Source organism: Salinicola avicenniae, assembly GCF_023736115.1.
GTDB lineage: Bacteria > Pseudomonadota > Gammaproteobacteria > Pseudomonadales > Halomonadaceae > Salinicola > Salinicola avicenniae.
Genome location: NZ_JAKQZC010000008.1, coordinates 1 through 26346, shown reverse-complemented (window position 1 = coordinate 26346; position 26346 = coordinate 1). Strand labels below are relative to the sequence as shown.

The following is a 26346-nucleotide window of genomic DNA, read 5'->3' as shown; positions in this document are numbered from 1 at the left end:
TTACTTCTTCTTGGCTTCTTTGCGGCGGACGTGCTCGTCGCCGTACCGGATACCCTTACCTTTGTAAGGTTCCGGCGGACGGAAGGCACGAATCTCCGCAGCCACCTGGCCGAGCTTCTGCTTGTCCGCGCTTTTCAGCACGATCGTGGTGTTCTTCGGCGTTTCGGCCGTGACACCTTCGGGCAGTTTGTAGTCGATCGGGTGGGAGAAACCGAGTGTAAGATTCAGCGTCTGGCCGCTTGCCTGGGCACGATAGCCGACGCCATTGATTTCCAGCGACCGAGTAAAGCCCTCGGAAGCGCCGGTGACCATGTTCTGGACCAGGGCACGGAACGTGCCGACCATGGCCCAGCTTTTGGCCTGCTCGCTGGGAGCAAAAGTCAGCTGGCCGTCTTCCTGAGTGATTTTCACGTCGGAATGTACGGTCAGCTCTAGCGTGCCCTGGCTGCCCTTGACGGACAGCTGGTCGCCGTCGAGTTTGACCTCGACGCCGCTGGGCAGTTTAACCGGATACTTGGCTACGCGAGACATTACTCACTCCTAGAATACGGTGCAGATGACTTCACCACCGACACCCGCCTGGCGTGCCGCGCGATCGGTCATGACACCTTGAGAGGTGGTCACGATCGCGACACCCAGACCATCGGCGACCTTGGGCATTTCGCTCTTGCCCTTGTAGATCCGCAGCGACGGCTTGGATACACGCTGGATGTGCTCGATGACCGGCTTGCCCTCGAAGTACTTGAGGGTCACGGTCAGCTCCGGCTTGGCGCCTTCGGTGACCGCTACGTCGGTGATGTAGCCTTCCTGCTTGAGTACGCGGGCCACTTCAACCTTGAGCTTGGAGGACGGCATGGTAACCGTCTCCTTGGTGGCCATCTGCGCATTGCGGATACGGGTAAACATATCCGCCAGAGTATCTTGCATGCTCATTACATTGCGCTCCTGAATTCCTCGACGTGGCTTACCAGCTGGACTTCTTCAGTCCAGGGACATCGCCACGCATCGCCGCTTCGCGCAGCTTGTTACGAGCCAGTCCGAACTTGTTGTAGTAACCGTGCGGACGGCCGGTAACGCGGCAGCGGTTGCGCTGACGGACCTGGCTGGAGTCCCGCGGCAGCGACTGCAGCTTCAGTTGCGCGTCGAAGCGCTCTTCGTCAGAAGCGTTGACGTCATAAATGACGCTTTTGAGCGCGGCACGCTTGGCGGCGTACTTGTCGACCAGCTTCGCGCGCTTGAGCTCACGCTCAATCATGCTTTTCTTTGCCATGAATCCACCCTTATTGCTTGAACGGGAAGTTCAGCGCGCGAAGCAGCGCACGACCTTCTTCGTCGGTGTTGGCGCTGGTCGTGATGGTCACATCCAGACCACGAATCCGGTCGATCTTATCATATTCGATCTCCGGGAAGATGATCTGCTCACGGACGCCCATGGAGTAGTTGCCGCGGCCATCGAAGGACTTCGGGTTCAGGCCCCGGAAGTCGCGCACGCGGGGAATCGCGATGTTGACCAGGCGATCCAGAAAATCCCACATGCGTTCGCGGCGCAGCGTCACCTTGACGCCGATCGGCCAGCCTTCGCGGACTTTGAAACCCGCGATGGACTTGCGCGCCTTGGTCACCACCGGCTTCTGACCGGAGAGCTTCTCCAGGTCACCGACGGCATTGTCGATCAGCTTTTTGTCGCTGGTCGCTTCGCCGATGCCCATGTTCAGGGTCACCTTGGTGATCCGGGGCACCTGCATCACGTTGGCGTAGCTGAACTGCTCTCGCAGCTGAGCCATCACCTCGTTTTGATAACGTTCTTTCAAGTTCGCCATTTTGCTACCCGACTCGCGTTAGGCGTCGATCTGCTTCTGCGTCGACTTGTAGATACGTACCTTGGTACCGTCTTCCTGCACCTGAAAGCCGACGCGATCGGCCTTGCCGGTCTCCGCGTTGAAGATGGCCACGTTGGACGCATGGATCGGAGCCTCACGCTCGACGATACCCCCCGGGTTGCCAACCATAGGATTGGGCTTGGTGTGGCGCTTGATCATGTTCACGCCCGAAACGACGTAACGGTCGTTCTCGAGGACGCGCTTGATCGTGCCACGCTTGCCCTTGTCCTTGCCGGCGATGACGATGACTTCGTCGTCACGTTTGATCTTGTGCATATCCGCTCCGCTCCTTACAGCACTTCGGGCGCCAAGGAAATGATCCGCATGAACTTCTCGTTACGAAGCTCGCGGGTAACCGGCCCGAAGATACGGGTACCGATCGGCTGCTCGTTGGTGTTGTTCAACAGAACCGCCGCATTTCCATCGAAGCGAATCAGCGAACCGTCGTCACGACGGACACCGCTGCGCGTACGCACGACAACGGCCTTGAGGACCTGGCCTTTCTTGACCTTGCCCCGCGGAATCGCTTCCTTGACCGTCACTTTGATGATGTCGCCAACGCGCGCGTAACGGCGGTGGGAACCACCGAGCACCTTGATGCACTGCACCCGGCGCGCGCCGCTGTTGTCGGCGACATCCAGCATTGTTTGCGTCTGAATCATTGGTTTTCTCCAAACCTAATCTGACTGCACTGGTTCAGAAGGCGCTGTCGGGCTCAGCCCTTGGCCTGCTCGACCACCTCGACCAACGTCCAGGCTTTCTTCTTGGACAGCGGACGGCTTTCCTGAATGGAAACCGTATCGCCGAGCCGTGCCTGATTCGCCTCGTCATGGGCGTGCAGCTTGGTGGAGCGCTTCATGTACTTGCCATAGATCGGATGACGCTCGCGGCGCTCGATCAATACGACAATCGATTTTTCCATCTTGTCGCTCACGACCTTGCCGGTGAGCGTACGTGCTTTGCTTGCTTCAGCCATTATTGGTCACCTGCCTTCTGGTTGAGCACAGTCTTGACGCGAGCAATGTCGCGACGCACCTGCTTGAGCAGATGCGTCTGGCTCAGCTGGCCGGTGGCCTTCTGCATGCGCAGGTTGAACTGCTCACGAAGCAGTTCGAGAAGCTGCTCCTGCAGCGCATCGACTGACTTTTCACGCATTTCGTTGGCTTTCATCACATCACCGTCCGTTTCACAAAGGTGGTGGAGATGGGCATCTTCTGGGCCGCCAGAGAGAAGGCTTCACGCGCCAACTCTTCGGAGACGCCTTCGATTTCGTAGAGCACCTTGCCCGGCTGGATCTGGGCCACCCAGTACTCGACGGAACCCTTACCTTTACCCATACGAACCTCGAGAGGTTTGTTGGTGATCGGCTTGTCCGGGAATACACGGATCCAGATCTTGCCACCACGTTTGACGTGACGGGTGATAGCACGACGACCGGCTTCGATCTGACGTGCGGTGATACGACCGCGGTCGGTGGCTTTGAGACCGAAGTCCCCGAAGCTCACCTTGCTGCCGCGATGCGCCAGGCCGCGGTTACGGCCCTTCTGCACCTTGCGGAACTTTGTACGCTTGGGTTGCAACATCGATCAGTCTCCCCTTACCTGGAACCTTTCTTCTTGGGTGCGGGTGCCTGAGCCTGCTGCTTCTGCTTGGCACGCACCTCTTCGATGCCCCCGAGGATCTCGCCCTTGAAGATCCACACCTTGACGCCAATGACGCCGTACGTGGTGTGAGCTTCATAGGTGGCGTAATCGATGTCGGCACGCAGCGTATGCAGCGGCACGCGACCTTCGCGGTACCATTCGGTACGCGCAATTTCCGCACCACCGAGACGACCGGAGAGCTGCACCTTGATACCGCCGGCACCCAGACGCATGGCGTTCTGGACGGAGCGCTTCATGGCGCGACGGAACATCACGCGACGCTCGAGCTGACCGGCAATGTTCTGCGCGACCAGGGCGGCGTCGAGTTCCGGCTTGCGGACTTCCTCGATGTTGACGTGCACCGGCACACCCATCATGCGGGTGACATCCTGGCGCAGACGATCGACGTCCTCACCCTTCTTACCGATCACGATACCCGGACGGGCAGTGTGAATCGTAATACGGGCGTTGTTGGCCGGACGCTCGATGGTGATGCGGCTCACGGAAGCGTTCTTCAGACGCTCCTCGAGAAAACGACGCACTTCCAGATCGTTGTTCAGCTTGTCAGCGTAGGCACCGCGTTCCGCGTACCACACCGACGAGTGATCTTTGACGATGCCGAGACGAATCCCGACTGGATTGACTTTCTGACCCATCTGGTCGACTCCTACTTCTCGGCTACCTTGACGGTGATGTGGCAGGTACGCTTCAGAATGCGATCCGCCCGGCCTTTGGCGCGCGGTTGAATGCGCTTGAGCGTCATGCCCTCATCGACACAGATGGTCGAGACACGCAGCTCGTCGATGTCCATGCCGTTGTTTTCTTCCGCATTGGCAATCGCGGACTGCAGCACCTTCTTGACCAGCTTGGCGGCCTTCTTGGGGGAGAAGGTCAGCACGTCGAGCGCTTCGGCGACCGGCTTACCGCGCACCTGGTCAGCCACCAAACGGGCCTTCTGGGCGGACAAGCTAGCGCCACGCAACTTAGCAGCGACTTCCATCTCTTAATCCTCTTGGCTTACCGTTTGGCTTTCTTGTCCGCAGCGTGACCGCGATAAGTGCGGGTAGCAGCGAACTCGCCCAACTTGTGGCCGACCATCTCCTCGGAAACATGCACCGGGACATGCTGGCGACCGTTATGTACCGCAATGGTGAGCCCGACCATGTTCGGCAGGATCATCGAACGACGCGACCAGGTCTTGATCGGTTTGCGATCGTTCTTCTCAGCGGCGACTTCGACCTTCTTCAGCAGATGAAGGTCGATAAAGGGACCTTTCTTCAGTGAACGTGGCACAGCCGTTACCTCTTAATGTCTGTTACTTGGACTTGCGGCGACGAACGATGAGCTTGTCGGTACGCTTGTTCTTGCGGGTCTTGTGGCCCTTGGTGGGGATACCCCACGGGCTGACCGGATGACGACCCCCACTGGTGCGGCCTTCACCACCACCGTGCGGGTGATCCACCGGGTTCATCGCGACACCGCGAACGGTCGGGCGCACCCCTCTCCAACGTTTCGCACCGGCTTTGCCCAGTTGACGCAGGCTGTGCTCAGAGTTGCCCACTTCGCCCAGCGTAGCGCGGCACTCGGACAGCACACGACGCATCTCGCCGGAGCGCAGACGCAGCGTCGCGTAGTTGCCTTCGCGCGCGACCAGCTGTGCACTGGCACCGGCACTGCGAGCAATCTGCGCACCTTTGCCCGGCTTCAGTTCGATGCCATGCACCGTGGAACCGACCGGAATGTTGCGCAGCGGCAGCGCGTTGCCACGCTTGATGGCAGCATTGACGCCGGACTCCAGCACGTCCCCGGCCTTCAGGCCCTTGGGCGCGATGATGTAGCGACGCTCGCCGTCCATGTACTTCAGCAGCGCAATGTTCGCGCTACGGTTCGGATCGTATTCGATGCGTTCAACCACGGCGTTGATGCCGTCCTTGGTACGCTTGAAATCGATCTGACGATAATGCTGACGATGGCCACCGCCCACGTGACGCGTGGTGATGCGGCCATGGTTGTTACGACCACCCGACTTCGCCTGCTTCTCGGTCAGCGCCGCGTAGGGGCGACCCTTGTGGAGCTCGTCGTTGACGACCTTGACCAGGTGACGACGACCGGCGGATGTGGGTTTTGTCTTGACTACTGCCATGATCCGTACTCCTGCCTTACTCGGCGCCAGAGAAGTCTTCGAGCGTCTCGCCCGCGGCCAGGGTCACGTACGCCTTGCGGTAACCCTTGCGCAGACCAGTACCGAAGCGAGTGCGTTTGGTCTTGCCCTTGACGTTGAGCACCTGAACGCCGGCAACTTTTTTGCCGAACAGCGCCTCGACGGCCTTTTTGATCTCGGGCTTGGTCGCGTCCTGAGCCACCTTGAACACGTACTGATTGTTCTCGGCGGCGCGTGCGGCCTTCTCGGTCATGTGAGGTCCGAGCAGAACCTTGTATACGCGTTCCTGGTTCATCCCAGCTTCTCCTCGAATTTACGCAGAGCGGAGACGGTCATCAGCACCTTGTCGAAGGCGATCAGGCTGACCGGGTCGGCGGCCGCAGCGTCGACGATGTCGACGTGGGGAATGTTGCGAGCGGCCAGATAAAGATTCTCGTCGACCTCTTCGGTCACGATCAGGCCTTTCTCGACGTTCAGCTCCTTGAGCTTGCCGACCAGCTGCTTGGTCTTCGGCGCGTCTACCGCGAGTTCCTCGACCAGGATCAGACGCTCCTGGCGAACCAGTTCGGACAGGATCGAACGCATGGCCGCGCGATACATCTTGCGGTTGACCTTCTGCGTGTAGTCCTGCGGGCGAGCCGCGAAGGTCACGCCACCGCTGCGCCACAGGGGCGAACGGATGGTGCCGGCGCGAGCGCGGCCGGTGCCTTTCTGGCGCCACGGCTTCTTGCCGCCGCCACGCACGTCGGAACGGTTCTTCTGAGCACGAGTGCCCTGACGGCCAGCCGCCAGGTAGGCGGTAACGACCTGGTGCACCAAGGCTTCGTTGAAGTCTTTGCCAAAGGTCTCTTCGGACACTTCGACGGTGCCAGCGGCACCTGCGAGATTCAGATTCATCGGTCTCAGTCCCCTCAGCGAGCTTTCACGGCACTGCGCACAACGACATTGCTGCCGGGTGCACCGGGCACGGCGCCCTTGATCAACAGCAGATTGCGCTCGGCATCGATACGCACCACTTCCAGGCTCTGGACGGTGACACGTTCGCTACCCAGCTGACCGGCCATCTTCTTGCCCTTGAAAACTCGGCCCGGGGTCTGGCACTGGCCGATAGAGCCCGGCGCACGGTGGGACAAAGAGTTACCGTGGCTGTTGTCCTGGGTACGGAAGTTCCAGCGCTTGACAGCACCCTGGAAGCCCTTGCCCTTGGAGGTACCGGTCACGTCGACTTTCTGACCAGCTTCAAAGAGGGATACGGTGAAGGAACCGCCCACTTCCGGATTCTCGTCGCCTTCGGCAAGACGGAATTCCATCAGGGAACGGCCAGCCTCGATACCTGCCTTGGCGTATTGACCAGCAATCGCCTTGGAGAGGTGTTTGGCTTTGCGGGAGCCGGTTGTGACCTGCACAGCACGGTAGCCGTCAGACTCGATGGTCTTAACGCCTGCGATGCGGTTGGGCTCAACCTCGATCACGGTTACGGGCACGGATGCGCCATCTTCGGTGAAAACACGGGTCATGCCCGCCTTTTTACCGACCAAACCGATAGTCATGTTCAGTCTCCTATAGTGTACGGGGCTATCACCCGCTATGGCTGCCCTTTCCAGAGCATTCCACTAGCACATTGTGTGGCGTCTCACGACGCGGCGGACGCTGTTGAACGCAGCTTCCGCTAGTGTCTAGTGTGGTTTCAGTCGAGTTTGATCTGCACGTCTACGCCAGCGGCGAGATCGAGCTTCATCAGCGCGTCAACGGTTTTCTCCGTCGGCTCGACGATGTCGAGAACGCGCTTGTGCGTGCGAATCTCATACTGATCGCGCGCGTCCTTGTTGACGTGCGGAGAGATCAGGATGGTGTAACGCTCGCGATTGGTCGGCAGCGGGATCGGACCACGCACCTGAGCACCGGTACGCTTGGCGGTATCCACGATCTCCTGAGCCGACTGATCGATCAGGCGATGGTCAAACGCTTTCAGCCGGATGCGAATCTTCTGGTTCTGCATTTACCTTATGCTCCACTGGATGCTGACGGCGCGAGCCGTCGACCCACGCGTTCAAAGGACGCGCATTATAGGAGAGCCCCAAATGAGTGTCAATCGGGGCCGTCAAACAGACACAGAAAAAGGGGCGCCGGGGCGCCCCTTTTCTATGCAATCATCGAAACTTATTCGACGATCTTGGCGACCACGCCGGCGCCAACGGTACGACCGCCTTCGCGAATCGCGAAGCGCAGGCCGTCTTCCATGGCGATCGGCGCGATCAGGGTCACGACCATCTGGACGTTGTCGCCCGGCATGACCATTTCGACACCTTCCGGCAGTTCACAGGTACCGGTAACGTCGGTGGTACGGAAGTAGAACTGCGGACGGTAGCCCTTGAAGAACGGGGTGTGACGACCACCTTCTTCTTTGGACAGCACGTAGACTTCGGCTTCGAACTTGGTGTGCGGCGTGATGCTGCCCGGCTTGGCCAGGACCTGGCCACGCTCGACGTCGTCACGCTTGGTACCACGCAGCAGCGCACCGATGTTCTCGCCAGCACGACCTTCATCGAGCAGCTTGCGGAACATTTCGACGCCGGTAACGGTCGTCTTGGTGGTGTCGTGGATACCGACGATCTCGACTTCTTCGCCGGACTTGACGATGCCGCGCTCGACACGACCGGTCACAACGGTACCGCGACCGGAGATGGAGAACACGTCTTCGATCGGCATCAGGAACGGCTGGTCGATAGCACGCTCCGGCTCCGGAATGTAAGCATCCAGGGCCTTGATCAGGTTGGCAACGGCGGTGGTACCCATGCCGTTGTCGTCCTTGCCTTCCAGCGCCATCAGCGCGGAGCCGATGATGATCGGGGTGTCGTCACCCGGGAAGTCGTACTCGTTCAGGAGTTCGCGAACTTCCATCTCGACCAGCTCGAGCAGCTCTTCGTCGTCGACCATGTCAGCCTTGTTCAGGAACACGACGATGTACGGCACGCCGACCTGACGCGACAGCAGGATGTGCTCGCGAGTCTGCGGCATCGGGCCGTCGGCAGCGGAACAGACCAGGATAGCGCCGTCCATCTGGGCAGCACCGGTGATCATGTTCTTGACGTAGTCAGCGTGTCCCGGGCAGTCGACGTGCGCGTAGTGGCGCTCTTCGGACTGGTATTCGACGTGAGCGGTCGCGATGGTGATACCGCGCTCACGCTCTTCCGGCGCGTTGTCGATGGTGTCGAATTCACGCCAGTCACCGCCGAAAACTTCCGCGGAAACGCGAGTCAGAGCAGCCGTCAGCGTCGTCTTACCGTGGTCGACGTGACCGATGGTGCCGACGTTGACGTGCATTTTCGAGCGTTCAAATTTTTCCTTAGCCACTGCTATAACCTCTTTACGTTAGCTAACGGTTAACCGTTCTGATTGATGACGGCATCAACGACGCTGGAGGGCGCCTCTTCGTAATTCGCAAACTCCATGGTGTAGCTTGCGCGTCCCTGGGTCTGAGAACGCAGATCGGTCGCATAACCGAACATCTCAGCCAACGGAACCGTGGCGCGAATGACTTTGCCAGTGGAGGAGTCATCCATGCCCTGGACAAGGCCACGGCGGCGGTTAAGGTCACCCATGACGTCACCCATGAAATCTTCCGGGGTCACGACCTCGACCTTCATCACCGGCTCGAGCAGCACGGCCTTAGCCTTCCGAGCACCTTCCTTGATCGCCATCGATGAGGCGACCTTGAACGCGGTCTCGTTAGAGTCCACGTCGTGGTAGGAGCCGTCGAACAGCGTGACCTTGACGTCAATCATCGGGTAACCCGCGATGACACCGTTCTTCAGCTGCTCATAGGCCCCTTTTTCGACGGCCGGGACGTACTCTTTCGGTACGACACCGCCGACGATCTCGGACGCGAACTTGAAGTGAACTTCTTCTTCGTCCTCGCCCTTGTCCGCTTCGGTCAGCGGCTCGATGCGCAGCCAGACATGACCATACTGGCCACGACCGCCCGACTGGCGCACGAACTTGCCTTCCTGCTCGACCGACTGACGAATGGTCTCGCGGTAGGCGACCTGCGGCTTACCGATATTGGCTTCGACCTTGAACTCGCGACGCATGCGGTCAACGATGATGTCCAGGTGCAGCTCACCCATCCCGGAGATGATCGTCTGACCGGTCTCTTCGTCGGTCTGCACGCGGAAAGAGGGGTCTTCCTGGGCCAGCTTGCCCAGCGCCACGCCCATCTTCTCTTGGTCGGCCTTGGATTTCGGCTCGACGGCCACCGAGATGACCGGCTCCGGGAACTCCATGCGCTCGAGGATGATCTTGGCATCCGGGTCGCACAGGGTGTCACCGGTGGTCACATCCTTCAGACCGATACAGGCGGCGATATCGCCGGCGTAGACTTCCTTGATCTCCTCGCGCGAGTTGGAGTGCATCTGGACGATACGACCGACGCGCTCCTTCTTCGACTTGACGGAGTTGAAGATGCTGTCGCCGGACTTCAGCACGCCGGAGTAGACGCGCATGAACGTCAACGTGCCCACGAACGGGTCGGTCGCGATCTTGAACGCCAGCGCCGCGAACGGCGCGCTGTCGTCCGCTTCACGCGTGGCGATCGTGCCGTCCTTGTCGTCGAGCTCACCTTCGATCGCCTTGACTTCGGTCGGCGACGGCAGGTATTCGATGACGCCGTCGAGCACGGCCTGAACGCCCTTGTTCTTGAACGCGGAGCCACAGGTCACGAGCACGATCTCGTTGGCCAGGGTCCGCGCACGCAGCCCCGCCTTGATCTCTTCGACGGACAGGTCGCCCTCTTCGAGGTACTTGTCCATCAGCTCTTCGTTGGCTTCGGCGGCGGCCTCGACCATCTGCTCGCGATACGTCTCGGCGGTCTCCTGCAAGTCGGCCGGGATATCGGCCAGCTCGTAGTTCATGCCGAAGTTGTCTTCGTCCCAGACGATGGCTTTCATCTGGATCAGATCGATGACGCCCTTGAACTCGTCTTCCGCGCCCCAGTTGATCTGGATCGGCACGGTGTTGGCGCCCAGGCGATTCTTCAGCTGGTCGAGAACCATGAAGAAGTCGGCACCGGCACGGTCCATCTTGTTGACGAACACCATGCGCGGCACTTCGTACTTGTTGGCCTGACGCCAGACGGTCTCGGTCTGCGGCTGTACACCGGAGGAGCCGCACAGCACGACGACCGCACCATCGAGAACACGCAGGGAACGCTCGACTTCGATGGTGAAGTCAACGTGTCCCGGGGTGTCGATGATATTGATGCGGTGCTCATCGAACTGCTTGTTCATGCCCTGCCAGAAGCAGGTCGTCGCCGCGGAGGTGATCGTGATGCCACGCTCCTGCTCCTGCTCCATCCAGTCCATGACGGCTGCGCCCTCGTGGACTTCGCCAACCTTGTGGGACAGGCCGGTATAGAACAGGACACGCTCGGTCGTGGTCGTCTTGCCCGCGTCGACGTGGGCAACGATACCGATATTGCGATAACGCTTGAGTGGTGTCTTGCGTGCCACGTTGATAGTCCCCGTTGATTAGAAGCGGTAGTGCGAGAAGGCCTTGTTGGCGTCTGCCATGCGATGAACATCTTCACGCTTCTTCACGGCAGCGCCCTTGCCTTCGGCGGCGTCCAGCATTTCGCCAGCAAGACGTTGAACCATGGTCTTCTCACCGCGGTTACGGGCGGCGTCCACCAGCCAGCGCATGGCCAGCGCTTGGCGGCGGGACGGACGGACTTCAACCGGAACCTGGTAAGTCGCGCCACCCACACGGCGGGATTTGACCTCGACCATCGGCTGGATGGCTTCCAGCGCCTTGTCGAAGATGTCCAGCGGCGCTTCGCTATTACGCTCGGCAACCCTGTCCAACGCACCGTAGACGATGCGCTCAGCTACGGACTTCTTGCCGCTGATCATCAGATGGTTCATAAACTTGGCTAGACGCTCACTTCCGAACTTCGGATCGGGAAGGATCTCGCGTTTAGCGGCGACTCTTCTTCTTGGCATGATAAGCCCTCGATGCTAAGGGTCGTTCAGGTAAACCCGGCACAGGTGCTCGCCACGGGGGCGATGCTGGCCGACCTTACTCTTATCGGACCGACAGTGGATTGATAAGGCGTCCGGGCATTAAGCCTTGGGACGCTTGGTGCCGTACTTGGAACGGCCCTGCTTACGATTCTGGACACCGGAGGTATCAAGGGCACCGCGGACGGTGTGATAACGCACACCCGGCAAATCCTTGACGCGGCCGCCACGAATCAGGACCACGGAGTGCTCCTGCAGGTTGTGGCCTTCACCGCCGATGTAAGAGGCGACTTCGTAGCCGTTGGTCAGACGCACGCGGCACACTTTACGCAGAGCCGAGTTCGGCTTCTTCGGCGTAGTGGTGTAGACGCGGGTGCAGACCCCACGACGTTGCGGGCAGGCCTGCAGCGCCGGCACGTCGCTAGTCTCGACGGGGCGCTTGCGCGGCTTGCGCACGAGCTGGTTGATCGTTGCCATAGTCTTTAGCTGACTCCAATGGGTTGCCTTGCCTTACGCGCACGACGGTTGTACCGCCCCACACATAAAGGCTGCGCATTCTAATCAGTTGTCGCGAGACCCGTCAAGGCCGCCCGCCACGGTGGGCGGGCGGCGTCGACGGTCACGACTCAGAGGTCGTCGTCATCGGCGTCGAGCGCGGTGAGCTGGGCGCCCAGTTCCTGCTCGACATCGAATGCCGACGGGGCGAGCGTGCGCTCCGAATCCTCGCGCTTGCGGCGCCGCTCTTCGTGATGGGCAAGGCCAGTACCGGCCGGGATCAGACGTCCCACCACCACGTTTTCCTTCAGGCCGCGCAGATAGTCGCGCTTGCCGGTCACCGCCGCTTCGGTCAGCACACGAGTCGTCTCCTGGAACGAGGCCGCGGAGATGAACGACTCGGTGGCGAGCGATGCCTTGGTGATACCCAGCAGCAGACGTTCGTACTTGGCCGGGAACTTCTCTTCCTTCTCGAGACGCGCGTTCTCTTCGAGCACGCGCACCAGTTCGACCTGATCGCCCGGAATGAAGGTCGAATCGCCGGCGTCGGTGATCTCGACCTTGCGCAGCATCTGACGCACGATGACTTCGATGTGCTTGTCGTTGATGCTGACGCCCTGCAGGCGGTAGACGTCCTGGATCTCGACGGTGATGTACTTGGCCAGCTCCGCCACGCCCAGCAGCCGCAGGATATCGTGCGGGTTGCTCGGGCCGTCGGAGATCACCTCGCCCTTCTCGACCGTCTCGCCCTCGAAGACCCCGATCTGGCGCCACTTCGGGATCAGCATCTCGAGCGGATCGCCGGATTCCGGCGTGATCGTCAGACGACGCTTGCCCTTGGTCTCCTTGCCGAACGAGATCGTACCGCTGATCTCGGCGAGGATGGACGGCTCCTTCGGCTTGCGCGCCTCGAACAGGTCGGCAACGCGCGGCAGACCACCGGTGATGTCCTTGTTGCCGGACGCCTCAAGCGGAATACGCGCGATGACCTCACCCACACCGATCTCGGCACCGTTCTCGACCGAGACGATGGCGCGACCCGGCAGTAGGTACTGCACTGGCGTATTGGAGCCCGGCAGCGTCACGTGCTGACCGTCTTCGCCCACCAGCATGATCATCGGGCGCTTGTCGCGACCGGAAGCCGGGCGCGCCGCGGCCTCGATCACCTCGATGTTCGACAGTCCCGTCATCTCGTCGACGGTGCGCGTCATGGTCAGACCTTCGGTCATGTCCGTGAACTGCGCCTTACCCTGCACTTCGGCGACGACCGGGTGGGTATGCGGATCCCACTTGGCGACGACCTGACCACCGTCGACGATGTCGCCTTCCTTGACGGAAAGCTCGGCGCCGTAAGGCAGCTTGTAATACTCGCGTTCGCGACCGTGGTCGTCGGCGACGGCCAGGGCGCTGGAACGGGAGACCACGATCAGCTTGCCATCGGCACGCTCGACCGACTTGATATTGTGCAGACGGACGCTACCGCCATGCTTGACCTGCACGCTGTCGACCGCGGAGGCACGCGAGGCCGCGCCGCCGATGTGGAACGTACGCATGGTCAGCTGGGTGCCCGGCTCACCGATCGACTGTGCGGCGATGACGCCGACCGCTTCGCCGATATTGGCCTGGTGACCGCGCGCCAGATCGCGACCGTAGCAGGAGGAGCAGACGCCGTGAGCGGTCTCACAGCTGATCGGACTGCGCACGATGATCTCGTCGACACCCATGGTGTCGAGCCGCTCGCACCAGGCTTCGTCGAGCAGCGTACCGCGGGCGATCAGCACCTCTTCGGTCTGCGGGTCGACCACGTCCTGCGCCACGACACGACCCAGCACGCGCTGCGCCAGCGAGACGATGACGTCGCCACCTTCGATGACCGGATGCAGCGTCAGGCCTTCTTCGGTACCGCAGTCTTCCTCGGTGATGACGAGGTCCTGCGCCACGTCGACCAGACGACGCGTCAGGTAACCGGAGTTGGCGGTCTTCAGTGCCGTATCCGCCAGGCCCTTACGCGCGCCGTGCGTCGAGATGAAGTACTGCAGTACGTTCAGACCTTCACGGAAGTTGGCCGTGATCGGCGTCTCGATGATCGAGCCGTCCGGCTTGGCCATCAGGCCACGCATGCCGGCGAGCTGGCGAATCTGCGCGGCGCTACCACGCGCCCCGGAGTCGGCCATGATGAAGACGCTGTTGAACGAGTCCTGCTCGACCTCGTTGCCGTCGCGATCGATGGCGGTCTCTTTCGAGATACCGGCCATCATCGCCTTGGCCACCTTGTCGTTGGCCTTCGACCAGATATCGATGACCTTGTTGTACTTCTCGCCCGCGGTCACCAGACCGGAGGAGAACTGGTCCTCGATCTCTTTGACCTCTTCCTCGGCCGCATCGACGATCGTCTTCTTCTCGTCGGGGATGACGAAGTCGTTGACGCCGATGGAAGCCCCGGACCAGGTCGCCAGACGGAAGCCGGTATACATCAGCTGGTCGGCGAAGATGACCGCATCCTTCAGGCCGGCACGGCGATAGACCTCGTTGATCAGCCCGGAGATCGCCTTCTTCTTCATCGGGCGATCGACCAGCTCGAACGGCATGCCATTCGGCAGGATGCGGAACAGCAGGGCGCGACCGACGGTGGTCTCCTTGATCGAGGTACGCTCGACCAGCTCGCCGATGATGTCATCCTCTTCGGACAGCAGCTCGGTCAGGCGGACCTTGACCCGCGCGTGCAGCGACACGTTCTGGGTCGCGAAGGCGCGGTCCAGCTCGTTCAGGTTGGCGAACGCCTTGCCCTCGCCCTTGGCGCCGATGCGCTCGCGGGTCATGTAGTAAAGACCCAGCACCACGTCCTGCGACGGCACGATGATCGGCTCGCCGTTGGCCGGCGACAGCACGTTGTTCGTCGACATCATCAGCGCACGCGCTTCGAGCTGGGACTCCAGCGTCAGCGGCACGTGGACGGCCATCTGGTCACCGTCGAAGTCGGCGTTGTAGGCCGCACACACCAGCGGGTGTAGCTGGATCGCCTTGCCTTCGATCAGCAGCGGCTCGAACGCCTGGATGCCGAGACGGTGCAGGGTCGGCGCACGGTTGAGCAGGACCGGATGTTCGCGGATGACATCGGCGAGGATGTCCCACACTTCCGGCAGCTCACGCTCGACCATCTTTTTGGCGGCCTTGATCGTGGACGCCTGGCCGCTGCCCTGCAGCTTGGAGTAGATGAACGGCTTGAACAGCTCGAGCGCCATCTTCTTCGGCAGGCCGCACTGGTGCAGACGCAGCGTCGGACCGACGGTGATGACCGAACGGCCGGAGTAGTCGACACGCTTGCCCAGCAGGTTCTGACGGAAGCGACCCTGCTTGCCCTTGATCATGTCGGCCAGCGACTTCAGCGGACGCTTGTTGGAACCGGTGATGGCACGACCACGACGACCGTTGTCGAGCAGCGCATCGACCGACTCCTGCAGCATGCGCTTCTCGTTGCGCACGATGATATCCGGCGCATTGAGATCAAGCAGACGCTTCAGGCGGTTGTTGCGGTTGATCACACGGCGATACAGATCGTTGAGATCCGACGTCGCGAAACGACCACCGTCCAGCGGGACCAGCGGACGCAGGTCCGGCGGCAGCACCGGCAGCACTTCCATGACCATCCACGCCGGCGCGTTGCCAGACTTGTAGAAGGCTTCCAGCAGCTTCAGACGCTTGGAGAGCTTCTTGATCTTGGTTTCGGAGTTGGTCTGCGGGATCTCCTCGCGCAGACGATCGATCTCCTCTTCCAGATCGATATCCTTGAGCAGCGCCTGAACGGCTTCGGCGCCCATGCGCGCATCGAAATCGTCGCCGAACTCTTCGAGCGCCTCGAAGTACTGCTCGTCGTTGAGCAGCTGACCGCGCTCGAGCGTGGTCATGCCCGGATCGATGACCACGAAGGACTCGAAGTAGAGCACGCGCTCGATGTCACGCAGGGTCATGTCCAGGAACATGCCGATGCGCGACGGCAGCGATTTCAGAAACCAGATATGCGCGACCGGCGAGGCCAGCTCGATGTGGCCCATGCGCTCGCGGCGCACGGCGGCCTTGGTGACCTCGACGCCGCACTTCTCGCAGATGATGCCGCGATGCTTCATGCGCTTGTACTTGCCGCACAAGCACTCGTAATCCTTGACCGGCCCGAAGATCTTGGCGCAGAAAAGCCCGTCACGTTCTGGCTTGAACGTACGGTAGTTGATGGTCTCCGGCTTCTTAACTTCGCCGTATGACCAGGAGCGAATCATTTCCGGCGACGCGAGCGTGATCTTGATCGCGTCGAACTCGTCAGATTGCGCCTGTGACTTGAGGACTTTCACCAAATCTTTCATGGGATCGCTCCGTTGCGGAGTTGTCATGAGCGGGGCCGCGAATCACTCGCGGGCCCCGCAAACCGTCGCTTTCGATCGACTGTGCCGGTCTCAGCTTTCCAATTCGATGTCGATACCCAGCGAGCGGATCTCCTTCACCAGCACATTGAAGGATTCCGGCATACCGGCCTGCATGGTGTGGTCGCCATCCACGATGCTCTTGTACATCTTGGTACGACCTTCGACGTCATCCGACTTGACGGTGAGCATCTCCTGCAGGGTGTAGGCGGCGCCGTACGCCTCGAGTGCCCACACCTCCATCTCCCCGAAGCGCTGTCCGCCGAACTGCGCCTTGCCGCCCAGCGGCTGCTGGGTAACCAGCGAGTAGGAGCCGGTGGAGCGTGCGTGCATCTTGTCGTCGACCAGATGGTTGAGCTTGAGCATATACATGTAGCCCACGGTCACCGGACGATCGAACGACTCGCCGGTACGGCCGTCGTAGAGCGTCATCTGGCCGGAATCCGGCAGGTCGGCGAGCTTGAGCAGATGCTTGATCTCGTGCTCCTTGGCGCCGTCGAAGACCGGTGTCGCGATCGGCACGCCGCCGCGCAGGTTCTTGGCCAGCGTCAGGATCTCGTCGTCAGTGAGGGAGTCGATATCCTCCTGACGCGTCTCCTGCGTGTTGTAGACCTGCTTCAGGAACTCGCGGATCTCGCCCAGCTGCTGTTCGCGGGCATCGCGCAGCATGCGGTCGATCTTGACGCCGAGACCGTGAGCCGCCATGCCCAGGTGAGTCTCGAGAATCTGACCGACGTTCATGCGTGACGGTACCCCCAGCGGGTTGAGCACGACGTCGACCGGCTGGCCGTTGTCGTCGAACGGCATGTCCTCGATCGGCATGATCGCGGAGATGACACCCTTGTTACCGTGACGGCCGGCCATCTTGTCGCCCGGCTGGATGCGACGCTTGACCGCCAGGTAGACCTTGACGATCTTGAGCACGCCCGGCGCGAGGTCATCGCCCTGGGTGAGCTTGCGCTTCTTGTCTTCGAAGCGCTCGTCCATCTCCTTGCGGCGATTTTCGAGCTGCTCGTCGGCCTGGGCCAGCAGCTCGTTGAGCGCCTCGTCCTGCATGCGCAGCTTGAACCACTGCTGACGCGGCAGTTCCTCGAGGTACTCCTCGCTCAGCACGTCGCCCTTCTTGAGCTTCGGACCGCCGTTGACCGCCTGGCCGTCCAGCGTGCGCTGAAGACGCTCGAACGTCGCGTCTTCGGCGATGCGGTAGGTCTCCTGCAGGTCACGACGCACTTCGTCGAGCTGCTGCTGCTCGATCGAGAGCGCGCGCGAGTCCTTCTCGACGCCGTCGCGGGTGAACACCTGTACGTCGATGACGGTACCGCGCATGCCGGTCGGCGCCCGCAGCGAGGTGTCCTTCACATCGCTGGCCTTCTCGCCGAAGATCGCACGCAGCAGCTTCTCTTCCGGCGTCAGCTGCGTCTCGCCCTTGGGCGTGACCTTGCCGACCAGGATATCGCCGGCGCCGACTTCGGCACCGATGTAGACGACACCCGCCTCGTCCAGCTTGCCCAGCGCCGACTCGCCGACATTCGGGATATCGGAGGTGATCTCTTCCGCGCCCAGCTTGGTATCGCGGGAGACACAGGTCAGTTCCTGGATGTGGATCGTGGTGAAGCGATCGTCTTCGACCACACGCTCGGAGACGAGGATGGAGTCCTCGAAGTTGTAACCGTTCCAAGGCATGAACGCGAGACGCATGTTCTGCCCCAGGGCCAGGTCACCCATGTCGACGGACGGACCGTCGGCCAAGATGTCGCCACGCGCGACGCTGTCGCCGGGGCGGACGATCGGACGCTGGTTCTGGCACGTGTTCTGGTTGGAACGGACGTACTTGGTCAGATTGTAGATATCGACACCGGCTTCACCGCCGATGATCTCGTCTTCGTTGATACGAACGACGATGCGCTTGGCGTCGACCGAATCGATCACACCGCCACGACGGGCCACGGCGCAGACGCCGGAGTCACGCGCCACGAAGCGCTCCATGCCGGTACCGACGAGCGGCTTGTCGGCACGCAGGGTCGGCACGGCCTGACGCTGCATGTTCGCCCCCATCAGGGCGCGGTTGGCGTCATCGTGCTCGAGGAACGGGATCAGCGCCGCGGCCACGGAGACCACCTGACGCGGAGAGACGTCCATCAGGGTCACCTTGTCCGGTGCCATGAAGGTGGTCTCGCCCTTGTGACGTACCTGGACCAGATCGTCGACCAGCTTGTTACCTTCATCCACGGTAGCCGAAGCCTGAGCGATGATGAAATCGCCCTCTTCGATCGCGGAGAGATGGACAACCTCGTCGGTCACCTGACTGTCCACGACCTTGCGGTACGGCGTCTCAAGGAAGCCGTAGCTGTTGGTCTTGGAGTAGGTCGCAAGCGAGTTGATCAGGCCGATGTTCGGACCTTCCGGCGTCTCGATCGGGCACAGACGGCCGTAGTGCGTGGCGTGAACGTCACGCACTTCGAAACCGGCGCGCTCGCGAGTTAGACCACCCGGGCCGAGTGCGGAGACACGACGCTTGTGGGTCACCTCGGAGAGCGGGTTGTTCTGGTCCATGAACTGGGATAGCTGCGAGGAGCCGAAGAACTCCTTGACCGCGGCTGCCACCGGCTTGGCATTGATCAGATCCTGCGGCATCAGGCCTTCGCTCTCCGCCATGGAGAGGCGTTCCTTGACCGCACGCTCGACGCGCACCAGACCGACGCGGAACTGGTTCTCCGCCATCTCGCCGACGCAGCGGATACGACGGTTGCCAAGGTGATCGATATCGTCGACTTCACCGAAGCCGTTACGGATGTTGATCAGCTCTTTCAGGACATCGAGGATATCCTGGTTGTCGAGCACGCCCGAACCGGTGTCGGATTCGCGACGCAGACGACGGTTGAACTTCATGCGACCGACGCCGGACAGGTCGTAACGGTCTTCGGTGAAGAACAGGTTGTGGAACAGCGTCTCGGCGGCTTCCTTCGTGGGCGGCTCGCCGGGGCGCATCATGCGATAGATCTCGACCAGCGACTCGAGCTGCGAGCGGGTGGTGTCGATCTTCAGCGTGTCGGAGATGAACGAACCGGCATCCAGGTCGTTGGTGTAGAGCGTCTCCAGCTGCGTGACGCCGCCCTGCCCCAGCTTTTCCATCAGCTCCGGCGTGATCTCGCTGTTGCACTCGCAGATCAGTTCGCCAGTGTTGGCGTCGACCTGATCCTTGGACAGCGTCTTGCCGAACAGGTAGTCCATCGGTACCTGGAGGCGCTCGAGGCCGGCACCTTCCAACTGACGGATGTGCTTCTGGGTGACGCGACGCCCCTCTTCGACGATGACATTGCCGTCATTGTCCTTGATATCGAAGGTCGCGGTTTCCCCGCGCAGACGCGAAGGCACCAGCTCGACGTAGATCCCGTCGCGCTCGATGTGGAAGGTACTGGTCTCGAAGAAGGTCTCGAGAATCTCTTCGGCGCTCATGCCCAGCGCACGCATCAGCACGGTCGCCGGCAGCTTGCGGCGACGGTCGATACGCACGAAGACGTTGTCCTTCGGATCGAACTCGAAGTCCAGCCAGGAGCCGCGATAAGGAATGATGCGCGCGGAGTAAAGCAGCTTCCCGGAGGAGTGGCTCTTGCCCTTGTCGTGATCGAAGAACACGCCCGGCGAGCGGTGGAGCTGGGAGACGATGACACGTTCGGTACCGTTGACAACGAACGTCCCGTTTTCGGTCATCAGGGGGATTTCCCCCATGTAGACTTCCTGCTCCTTGATATCCTTGATGGCCTTGTTCGACGACTCTTTGTCGTAGATGATCAGGCGCACCTTGACGCGCAGCGGTGCCGAGTAGGTCACGCCGCGCAGCTGGCACTCCTTGACGTCGAACGCCGGGGTGCCGAAGCGGTAACTCACGTACTCGAGCGCCGCGTTGCCGGAAAAGCTCTCGATCGGGAACACGGACCTGAAGGCCGCATGGAGACCGGTCTCGAGACGCTCTTCGGGCGCCCGGTCCTGCTGGAGGAAGTCGTAGTAGGAATCAAGCTGGATGGCCAGCAGGTAGGGCACATCCATTACTTGAGGCAGTTTGCCGAAATCCTTGCGGATGCGTTTTTTCTCAGTGTATGAGTAAGCCATCTGTATTCCCCAGCTTGTTCACCATGGGTGACCGGTGCGTGGTCGGCGCTCCCCAACGGGGGCATCCCCGTTAGGCGCTGACGGCAAGCGTCCCAAAGTGGGAGCTCGCCGTCGGAATTCATCTAGTGGCTACAGCCCTGGGACCGGTAACGCGGGACCAGAAGCCCTGACGCCAGGCTAGCAAAAACAGAAAAAGGCCGGCAGCGGGTAGGCCCGCCACCAGCCGTGGCGCTTACGCAGCGCGTGAAGCCGTGAACACGGAGTTACTTGAGCTCCACGGACGCGCCAGCTTCTTCCAGCTTCTTCTTGGCTTCTTCAGCATCGTCCTTGGACATGCCTTCTTTCAGCGTGGCCGGCGCGCCGTCGACGGCACCCTTGGCTTCTTTCAGGCCCAGACCGGTGATTTCGCGGACGACCTTGATGACGTTGACTTTCTTGTCACCGGCGCCAGTCAGAACCAGTTCGAACTCGGTCTGTTCTTCGGCTGCGGCCGCTTCACCGCCGGCACCCGGGCCAGCAACGACAGCAGCAGCGGCGGAAACGCCGAACTTCTCTTCCATGGCAGAAACCAGCTCTGCCACTTCCATGACGGACATTTCAGCAACGGCGTTGATGATATCTTCTTGAGAAAGTGCCATTTTTCAATTTCCTAAACTTTGCGGAGCCCCAGCCCAAGATGGCGGGGTGCTCGTTGATTCAACGGTCGACGTAAAGCGGGAACGAAGTGCCGGTCAGGCTGCTTCTTCTTCCTGCTTCTTGTCGCGCAGAGCCGCGAGGGTACGAGCCAGCTTGCCGGCAGAAGCTTCCTTCATGACGGACATCAGCTTGGCCAGTGCTTCCTCGTAAGTCGGCAGCGTTGCCAGACGATCGATATCGGCGGCCGGGATCATCTCGCCTTCGTAGGCCAGCGCCTTGACTTCGAATTCCTTCTCGCCCTTGGCGAACTCCTTGAACAGCCGCGCGGCAGCGCCGGGGTGCTCGTAGGAGAAGGCCAGCAGAGTCGGGCCAGTGAAGGTCTCGTTCAGGCACTCCCATGAAGTGCCTTCCAGGGCGCGGCGTGCCAGTGTGTTGCGGACAACACGCAACTGCACGCCATTCTCGCGAGCCTGTTTGCGCAGATCGGTCATTGCGCTGACAGTGACACCACGAGAGTCGGCAACTACGACGGAAAGAGCGTCCTTGGCCGCGTCACTGACCTCGGCAACAATCGCTTTTTTGCCTTCGAGAGCTAGTGGCACAGTGGTTACTCCTTCGTGCCCGGGGCGACATAGTCGCTACCCGGTGGTTACCATCTCTTCCGCTCGAACCGCAGCGGAAGTCTTGGATGATGGCTGCACACCGCAAGCGGCGAGCCACACCATCTGCGCAGGTAGTCCGGACACGCGGTCCGGACAGATTAAGCCGACTCAGACATCGGCACCTGCGGTCTTTGACGGTGCCCCGCCCCACTCTGTCGAAACAGCGCACGGGGACCGCAAAGTTGTTGCTCGGCGATCGATCACGCGTAGGTGCTGTGATCGACGGTCAGACCCGGACCCATGGTGCTGGACAGGGTCAGCTTCTTGAAATAGATGCCTTTGGACGTGCTCGGCTTCAGACGCTTGAGGTCGTTGACCAGCGCTTCGAGGTTGCCCTTGAGCGCATCAGCGGAGAAGTCGACCTGACCGATGGAGGCATGGATGATGCCGTTCTTGTCGGTACGGAAACGCACCTGACCAGCCTTGGCATTCTTGACGGCAGTCGCCACGTCCGGCGTCACGGTACCGACCTTCGGGTTCGGCATCAGGCCACGCGGCCCCAGGATCTGACCCAGCTGCCCGACGACGCGCATGGCGTCCGGTGCGGCGATGACGACGTCGAAGTCCAGATTACCTTTCTTGACCTCGTCAGCCAGATCGTCCATGCCGACGATATCGGCACCGGCTTCCTTGGCCGCCTCGGCGGCAGTGCCCTGGGCAAATACGGCGACGCGAACGTCCTTACCGGTACCGTTGGGCAGCACGGTGGCACCGCGCACGACCTGGTCGGATTTACGCGGATCGACGCCCAGGTTGATGGCGACTTCCACGGATTCCTTGAACTTGACGGTCGACAGGTCGGACAACAGAGAGACGGCTTCCTCGAGGGAGTAAACCTTGCCCTGCTCGACCTTCTCGCGAATCATCTGAGCGCGTTTCGAAAGCTTAGCCATGATCAGAGGCCCTCCACGTTGAGGCCCATGCTGCGGGCGCTGCCAGCGATGGTGCGAACGGCGGCGTCGAGATCGGCAGCCGTCAGATCCGGCTCTTTGGTCTTGGCGATCTCTTCGAGCTGCTCACGGGTCACGGTGCCGACCTTGGTCTTGTTCGGCACGCCAGAACCGGACTTGATGCCAGCGGCTTTCTTCAGCAGCACGGCAGCGGGCGGCGTCTTGGTGACGAAGGTGAAGCTACGATCGCTGTAGACCGTGATCACGACCGGCGTGGGCAGACCCGGCTCGACATCCTGAGTCGCTGCGTTGAACGCCTTGCAGAACTCCATGATGTTGACGCCGTGCTGACCCAGCGCGGGGCCGACGGGGGGACTCGGATTGGCCTTGCCAGCTGCGACCTGCAGCTTGATGTAGGCCTGGACTTTCTTAGCCATGTGAGACTCCTGAGAGGGTACGAACGCCTTTCGGCTCCCCGATATTCAACCGGCCAGCGGCCGGCACGAACACCGCGACGCACTCAAGGCGCGACGCAGCGGAATGCCATTCAGTCTTTGACCACCTGGACGAACTCGAGCTCGACCGGCGTCGAACGCCCGAAGATCAACACGCTGACCTGAAGGCGACTTTTCTCGTAATTGACCTCTTCGACCACGCCATTGAAGTCGGCAAACGGGCCGTCGACGACGCGAACTGTCTCGCCCGGCTCGAAGAGCGTCTTCGGCCGCGGCTTGTCGGTGCCGTCCTGAACCCGACGCAAAATGGCATCGGCTTCCTTCTGGGTGATCGGCGCCGGCTTCTCGGGCGTGCCGCCGATAAACCCCATCACGCGAGGGGTCTCGTTTACCAGGTGCCAGGTCTGCTCGTTCATGTCCATCTCGACCAGCACATAGCCGGGATAGAACTTGCGCTCGCTGCGACGACGCTTGCCGTCGCGCATCTCGACCACTTCTTCGGTCGGCACCAGGATCTCGCCGAACTGGTCCTCGACGTCATAGAGCTTGACGCGCTCCTTGAGCGAACGCATCACCTGCTTCTCGAATCCGGAATAGGCGTGAACGACGTACCAACGCTTGGACATGAAAACTCCTAGCCAATGATTCCGGACATCGCCCAACCGAGGGCGGTATCGATAAGCCACAGCAACAGACCGACGATCAGCACCGCAGCCAGGACGATCAAGGTTGTCTGTACGGTTTCCTGCCGAGTCGGCCAGACCACGCGCTGAATCTCGCGCTTGGAACCCTTGGCCAGATCCATCAATGCCTGCCCCTTGGCGGTCGTCAGAGCAACGGCAGCGGCAGCACCGCAGAGAACGACGACACCCAGCACACGGTAGAGCAGCGCCTGATCGGCAAACCAGGCATTACCACCGACCGCAACGGCAAGCAGCAACACCACGAGCACCCATTTGGGGGTATCGTGGCGGGATTCCTGCACCTCGGCGTTGTGCTTCATGAAAACTCCTCGACTCAAGGCGCGAAAACCGAACATGACAAGGTATCAAATATCTACCAGCCTGGGGAAGACTGGCAGGCCAGGAGGGAATCGAACCCCCAACCTGCGGTTTTGGAGACCGCTGCTCTGCCAATTGAGCTACTGGCCTGTATCTAAACATCCGAGAAGCACCCGGAAATTTGGAGGGCGCTATGATAGCGGAGATTGGTAGGTAAAAGCAAACCCACGCGATTTTTCTCTTGCCACCAAAAAAGCGAGCCTTCGCTCGCCTTTTTCACACAACTGCAAGACGATGCCAACAATGGAGCTCATGGACGGATTTGAACCGTCGACCTCACCCTTACCAAGGGTGTGCTCTACCCCTGAGCTACATGAGCTTATTCGAACACCGAATTGGAGCGGGTAGCGGGAATCGAACCCGCACCATCAGCTTGGAAGGCTGAGGTTCTACCATTGAACTATACCCGCCTACCCGCTCTTATCCCGGCTTGCCAAGACAGACCGGATACTGCTACCACCAAATCTGGTGGAGGGGGAAGGATTCGAACCTTCGAAGCTTTCGCGGCAGATTTACAGTCTGCTCCCTTTGGCCACTCGGGAACCCCTCCATGCGGCGACAGATTCTACACTGCCGCATATCGATGTCAAGCACCTGTTTTTACTACATTTACAGGCTTTCACAACGATGGCCTTGCGCTCAAAGCGGGGCGCATTGTTGCAAAGGCAGGTTGGGAATGCAAGCCCCTTTGCCATCTTTTTCTCGAGCAGGCTACGACGCCCGAAGCCTGGGTGCGTTCACTCGGGCCGAATGGAGATCTCGCCACCAGCCAGCGCCTGAATACCGCTCTCCGTTGCCACCTGCAGGTTACCACTGGCATCGACATCCTTCGCCTCGCCCGCGAAACTCTGACGCCCCTGATGCACCCGTATGCGTCGGTCGCGATAGGCATGGCGCTGATTCCAGGCTGCCTGCCAGGCGACGAATCCCTCCCGTTCGAACGCCGGCAACAGGGAAAGCAGCGCATCGATCAGGCGAGCTGCCAGCTGATTGCGCGAGGGAACGGGCTGCAGCACGTCGGCGAGCGCCCCCGCCGGCTGCCCTGCCGCCGCCCTGCCGGCTTCACTCAGCGCCACGTTGAGACCGATACCGATGACTACCTCACAGGGCCCCTCCACATCGCCGGTCACTTCGAGCAGAATGCCGGCAAGCTTGCGCCACTCGCCGTCGACCGACAGCAGCAGGTCATTGGGCCATTTCAATGCCACCTCGGCACCGAAGGCTTCGAGCATCTCGGCCATGACGACACCGACCGCGAGACTCAGCCCTTCCAGAGCCGCAACGCCACCCTCGAAACGCCACCCCAGGGAAAAAATCAGGCTACGTCCCCAGCTCGTGCTCCAGGCCTTGCCACGCCGCCCTCGTCCAGCCGTCTGACTCTCCGCCAGGCAGACCTCTGCGTGCCCGGCCCCCTGACGGAAACGCTCACGCAGAAAGGTACTGGTCGAGTCCAGCTGATCTTCGATAAACAGTCGCGACAGATGGCGCCTCGGAGCCGCCGGCAGCGACGAGACGATCGCCGCCCCATCCAAGGACTCGATTGGGTCGGCCAGACGATAGCCACGCCCTTTAACTGCCTCGAGCGCCAGGTCCATCGCCTCGAGCTTCTTGAGCTGCTTCCAGACGGCCGTCCGCGAAACCCCTAGGCGCTCACCCAACTGCTGGCCAGAGTGATAATGGCCATCGCTCAGTAGCCGAATCAGTTCACCGATACTCATGAAGCCACGCCCATGAAGAAAAGCCATATTCTACCGAAATTCTGTCGACACCGAGAGGCGGCCCAACGCGCCGCCCTTCCCCCCACCCGCCTTATCCACAAGCGGATTAGCGCGCCTGACATCGAACCGGCTGGGGATAACTTAACGGGATCGGGGTCGCTCGTAGCGACCGCCGCACCGGCCTCGCTACCCGCGCTGCTACCCGCCCG

Annotated in this window: 30 protein-coding genes and 4 tRNA genes; all 34 read right to left on the bottom strand. The window is 61.0% G+C overall.

Annotation, left to right across the window (positions count from 1 at the left end; genetic code table 11):
- Positions 1-531 (bottom strand): 50S ribosomal protein L6, encoded by a 531-nt coding sequence (gene rplF / locus MC381_RS17760; RefSeq protein ID WP_251979096.1) that lies wholly within the window; start codon positions 529-531, stop codon positions 1-3.
- 9 nt (positions 532-540) lie between these two features.
- Positions 541-933, bottom strand: a complete 393-nt coding sequence (gene rpsH / locus MC381_RS17755; protein WP_251979095.1) for a 30S ribosomal protein S8 — start codon at positions 931-933, stop codon at positions 541-543.
- Between the two features lie 31 nt (positions 934-964).
- A complete protein-coding gene (rpsN, locus tag MC381_RS17750) occupies positions 965-1270 on the bottom strand; it encodes a 30S ribosomal protein S14 (protein WP_189446143.1) in 306 nt (101 codons plus the stop codon).
- Between the two features lie 10 nt (positions 1271-1280).
- The gene (gene rplE / locus MC381_RS17745; RefSeq protein ID WP_251979094.1) at positions 1281-1820 is read right to left on the bottom strand and encodes a 50S ribosomal protein L5; all 540 of its coding nucleotides are present in this window, start codon (positions 1818-1820) and stop codon (positions 1281-1283) included.
- A gap of 18 nt (positions 1821-1838) precedes the next feature.
- A complete protein-coding gene (gene rplX / locus MC381_RS17740) occupies positions 1839-2156 on the bottom strand; it encodes a 50S ribosomal protein L24 (RefSeq protein ID WP_251979093.1) in 318 nt (105 codons plus the stop codon).
- A 14-nt stretch (positions 2157-2170) separates the two neighbouring features.
- Positions 2171-2542, bottom strand: a complete 372-nt coding sequence (gene rplN / locus MC381_RS17735; protein WP_251979092.1) for a 50S ribosomal protein L14 — start codon at positions 2540-2542, stop codon at positions 2171-2173.
- 53 nt (positions 2543-2595) lie between these two features.
- Positions 2596-2856, bottom strand: a complete 261-nt coding sequence (rpsQ, locus tag MC381_RS17730; RefSeq protein ID WP_251979091.1) for a 30S ribosomal protein S17 — start codon at positions 2854-2856, stop codon at positions 2596-2598.
- Positions 2856-3050 carry a 50S ribosomal protein L29 gene (gene rpmC, locus MC381_RS17725; RefSeq protein ID WP_251979090.1) on the bottom strand — a complete coding sequence of 65 codons (195 nt, stop codon included), beginning with the start codon at positions 3048-3050 and terminating at the stop codon, positions 2856-2858. The genes rpsQ and rpmC overlap by 1 nt, the downstream gene beginning before the upstream one ends.
- On the bottom strand, positions 3050-3463 hold the full coding sequence (gene rplP / locus MC381_RS17720) for a 50S ribosomal protein L16 (protein ID WP_035470382.1): 414 nt from the start codon (positions 3461-3463) through the stop codon (positions 3050-3052). Before rplP ends, rpmC begins: the two co-directional genes overlap by 1 nt.
- 14 nt (positions 3464-3477) lie before the next feature.
- A complete protein-coding gene (gene rpsC, locus MC381_RS17715; protein WP_251979089.1) occupies positions 3478-4179 on the bottom strand; it encodes a 30S ribosomal protein S3 in 702 nt (233 codons plus the stop codon).
- Between the two features lie 11 nt (positions 4180-4190).
- Positions 4191-4523, bottom strand: a complete 333-nt coding sequence (gene rplV / locus MC381_RS17710; RefSeq protein ID WP_035470378.1) for a 50S ribosomal protein L22 — start codon at positions 4521-4523, stop codon at positions 4191-4193.
- A gap of 17 nt (positions 4524-4540) precedes the next feature.
- A complete protein-coding gene (gene rpsS / locus MC381_RS17705; RefSeq protein WP_035470375.1) occupies positions 4541-4816 on the bottom strand; it encodes a 30S ribosomal protein S19 in 276 nt (91 codons plus the stop codon).
- A 22-nt stretch (positions 4817-4838) separates the two neighbouring features.
- On the bottom strand, positions 4839-5666 hold the full coding sequence (gene rplB / locus MC381_RS17700) for a 50S ribosomal protein L2 (protein WP_251979088.1): 828 nt from the start codon (positions 5664-5666) through the stop codon (positions 4839-4841).
- 16 nt (positions 5667-5682) lie between these two features.
- Entirely contained in the window at positions 5683-5979 is a 297-nt protein-coding gene (gene rplW / locus MC381_RS17695) for a 50S ribosomal protein L23 (protein ID WP_110648499.1), read from the bottom strand.
- Positions 5976-6581, bottom strand: a complete 606-nt coding sequence (gene rplD / locus MC381_RS17690) for a 50S ribosomal protein L4 (protein ID WP_251979087.1) — start codon at positions 6579-6581, stop codon at positions 5976-5978. The genes rplW and rplD overlap by 4 nt, the downstream gene beginning before the upstream one ends.
- A 14-nt stretch (positions 6582-6595) precedes the next feature.
- Positions 6596-7234, bottom strand: coding sequence for a 50S ribosomal protein L3 (gene rplC, locus MC381_RS17685; RefSeq protein ID WP_251979086.1), 639 nt, complete (start codon positions 7232-7234; stop codon positions 6596-6598).
- A 137-nt stretch (positions 7235-7371) separates the two neighbouring features.
- Positions 7372-7683 (bottom strand): 30S ribosomal protein S10, encoded by a 312-nt coding sequence (gene rpsJ / locus MC381_RS17680; protein ID WP_035470365.1) that lies wholly within the window; start codon positions 7681-7683, stop codon positions 7372-7374.
- 161 nt (positions 7684-7844) lie between these two features.
- On the bottom strand, positions 7845-9038 hold the full coding sequence (gene tuf, locus MC381_RS17675; protein ID WP_251979085.1) for an elongation factor Tu: 1194 nt from the start codon (positions 9036-9038) through the stop codon (positions 7845-7847).
- A gap of 29 nt (positions 9039-9067) precedes the next feature.
- Positions 9068-11191, bottom strand: a complete 2124-nt coding sequence (gene fusA, locus MC381_RS17670) for an elongation factor G (protein WP_251979084.1) — start codon at positions 11189-11191, stop codon at positions 9068-9070.
- A gap of 18 nt (positions 11192-11209) precedes the next feature.
- Positions 11210-11680 (bottom strand): 30S ribosomal protein S7, encoded by a 471-nt coding sequence (rpsG, locus tag MC381_RS17665; protein ID WP_251979083.1) that lies wholly within the window; start codon positions 11678-11680, stop codon positions 11210-11212.
- 120 nt (positions 11681-11800) lie between these two features.
- On the bottom strand, positions 11801-12175 hold the full coding sequence (rpsL, locus tag MC381_RS17660; protein WP_251979082.1) for a 30S ribosomal protein S12: 375 nt from the start codon (positions 12173-12175) through the stop codon (positions 11801-11803).
- A 149-nt stretch (positions 12176-12324) separates the two neighbouring features.
- Positions 12325-16548: a DNA-directed RNA polymerase subunit beta' gene (rpoC, locus tag MC381_RS17655; RefSeq protein ID WP_251979081.1), complete on the bottom strand. Its 4224-nt coding sequence runs from the start codon at positions 16546-16548 to the stop codon at positions 12325-12327.
- 90 nt (positions 16549-16638) lie between these two features.
- Positions 16639-20715, bottom strand: a complete 4077-nt coding sequence (gene rpoB, locus MC381_RS17650) for a DNA-directed RNA polymerase subunit beta (protein WP_251979080.1) — start codon at positions 20713-20715, stop codon at positions 16639-16641.
- Positions 20716-20978: 263 nt separating this feature from the next.
- Positions 20979-21353 carry a 50S ribosomal protein L7/L12 gene (gene rplL, locus MC381_RS17645; RefSeq protein WP_251979079.1) on the bottom strand — a complete coding sequence of 125 codons (375 nt, stop codon included), beginning with the start codon at positions 21351-21353 and terminating at the stop codon, positions 20979-20981.
- 93 nt (positions 21354-21446) lie between these two features.
- Positions 21447-21953 (bottom strand): 50S ribosomal protein L10, encoded by a 507-nt coding sequence (gene rplJ / locus MC381_RS17640; RefSeq protein WP_251979078.1) that lies wholly within the window; start codon positions 21951-21953, stop codon positions 21447-21449.
- A gap of 260 nt (positions 21954-22213) precedes the next feature.
- A complete protein-coding gene (rplA, locus tag MC381_RS17635; RefSeq protein WP_251979077.1) occupies positions 22214-22906 on the bottom strand; it encodes a 50S ribosomal protein L1 in 693 nt (230 codons plus the stop codon).
- A 2-nt stretch (positions 22907-22908) separates the two neighbouring features.
- Positions 22909-23340: a 50S ribosomal protein L11 gene (gene rplK, locus MC381_RS17630; protein WP_035470345.1), complete on the bottom strand. Its 432-nt coding sequence runs from the start codon at positions 23338-23340 to the stop codon at positions 22909-22911.
- A gap of 110 nt (positions 23341-23450) precedes the next feature.
- A complete protein-coding gene (gene nusG / locus MC381_RS17625) occupies positions 23451-23984 on the bottom strand; it encodes a transcription termination/antitermination protein NusG (protein ID WP_251979076.1) in 534 nt (177 codons plus the stop codon).
- Positions 23985-23992: 8 nt separating this feature from the next.
- On the bottom strand, positions 23993-24361 hold the full coding sequence (gene secE / locus MC381_RS17620) for a preprotein translocase subunit SecE (protein ID WP_251979075.1): 369 nt from the start codon (positions 24359-24361) through the stop codon (positions 23993-23995).
- A gap of 72 nt (positions 24362-24433) precedes the next feature.
- A tRNA-Trp gene (locus MC381_RS17615) sits at positions 24434-24509 on the bottom strand.
- A gap of 154 nt (positions 24510-24663) precedes the next feature.
- Positions 24664-24738 (bottom strand) — tRNA-Thr (locus MC381_RS17610).
- Between the two features lie 17 nt (positions 24739-24755).
- A tRNA-Gly gene (locus MC381_RS17605) sits at positions 24756-24829 on the bottom strand.
- A gap of 56 nt (positions 24830-24885) precedes the next feature.
- Positions 24886-24969: transfer RNA gene (locus tag MC381_RS17600), tRNA-Tyr, on the bottom strand.
- 187 nt (positions 24970-25156) lie between these two features.
- Positions 25157-26137 carry a biotin--[acetyl-CoA-carboxylase] ligase gene (locus MC381_RS17595; protein WP_251979074.1) on the bottom strand — a complete coding sequence of 327 codons (981 nt, stop codon included), beginning with the start codon at positions 26135-26137 and terminating at the stop codon, positions 25157-25159.
- Positions 26138-26346: the final 209 nt, after the last annotated feature.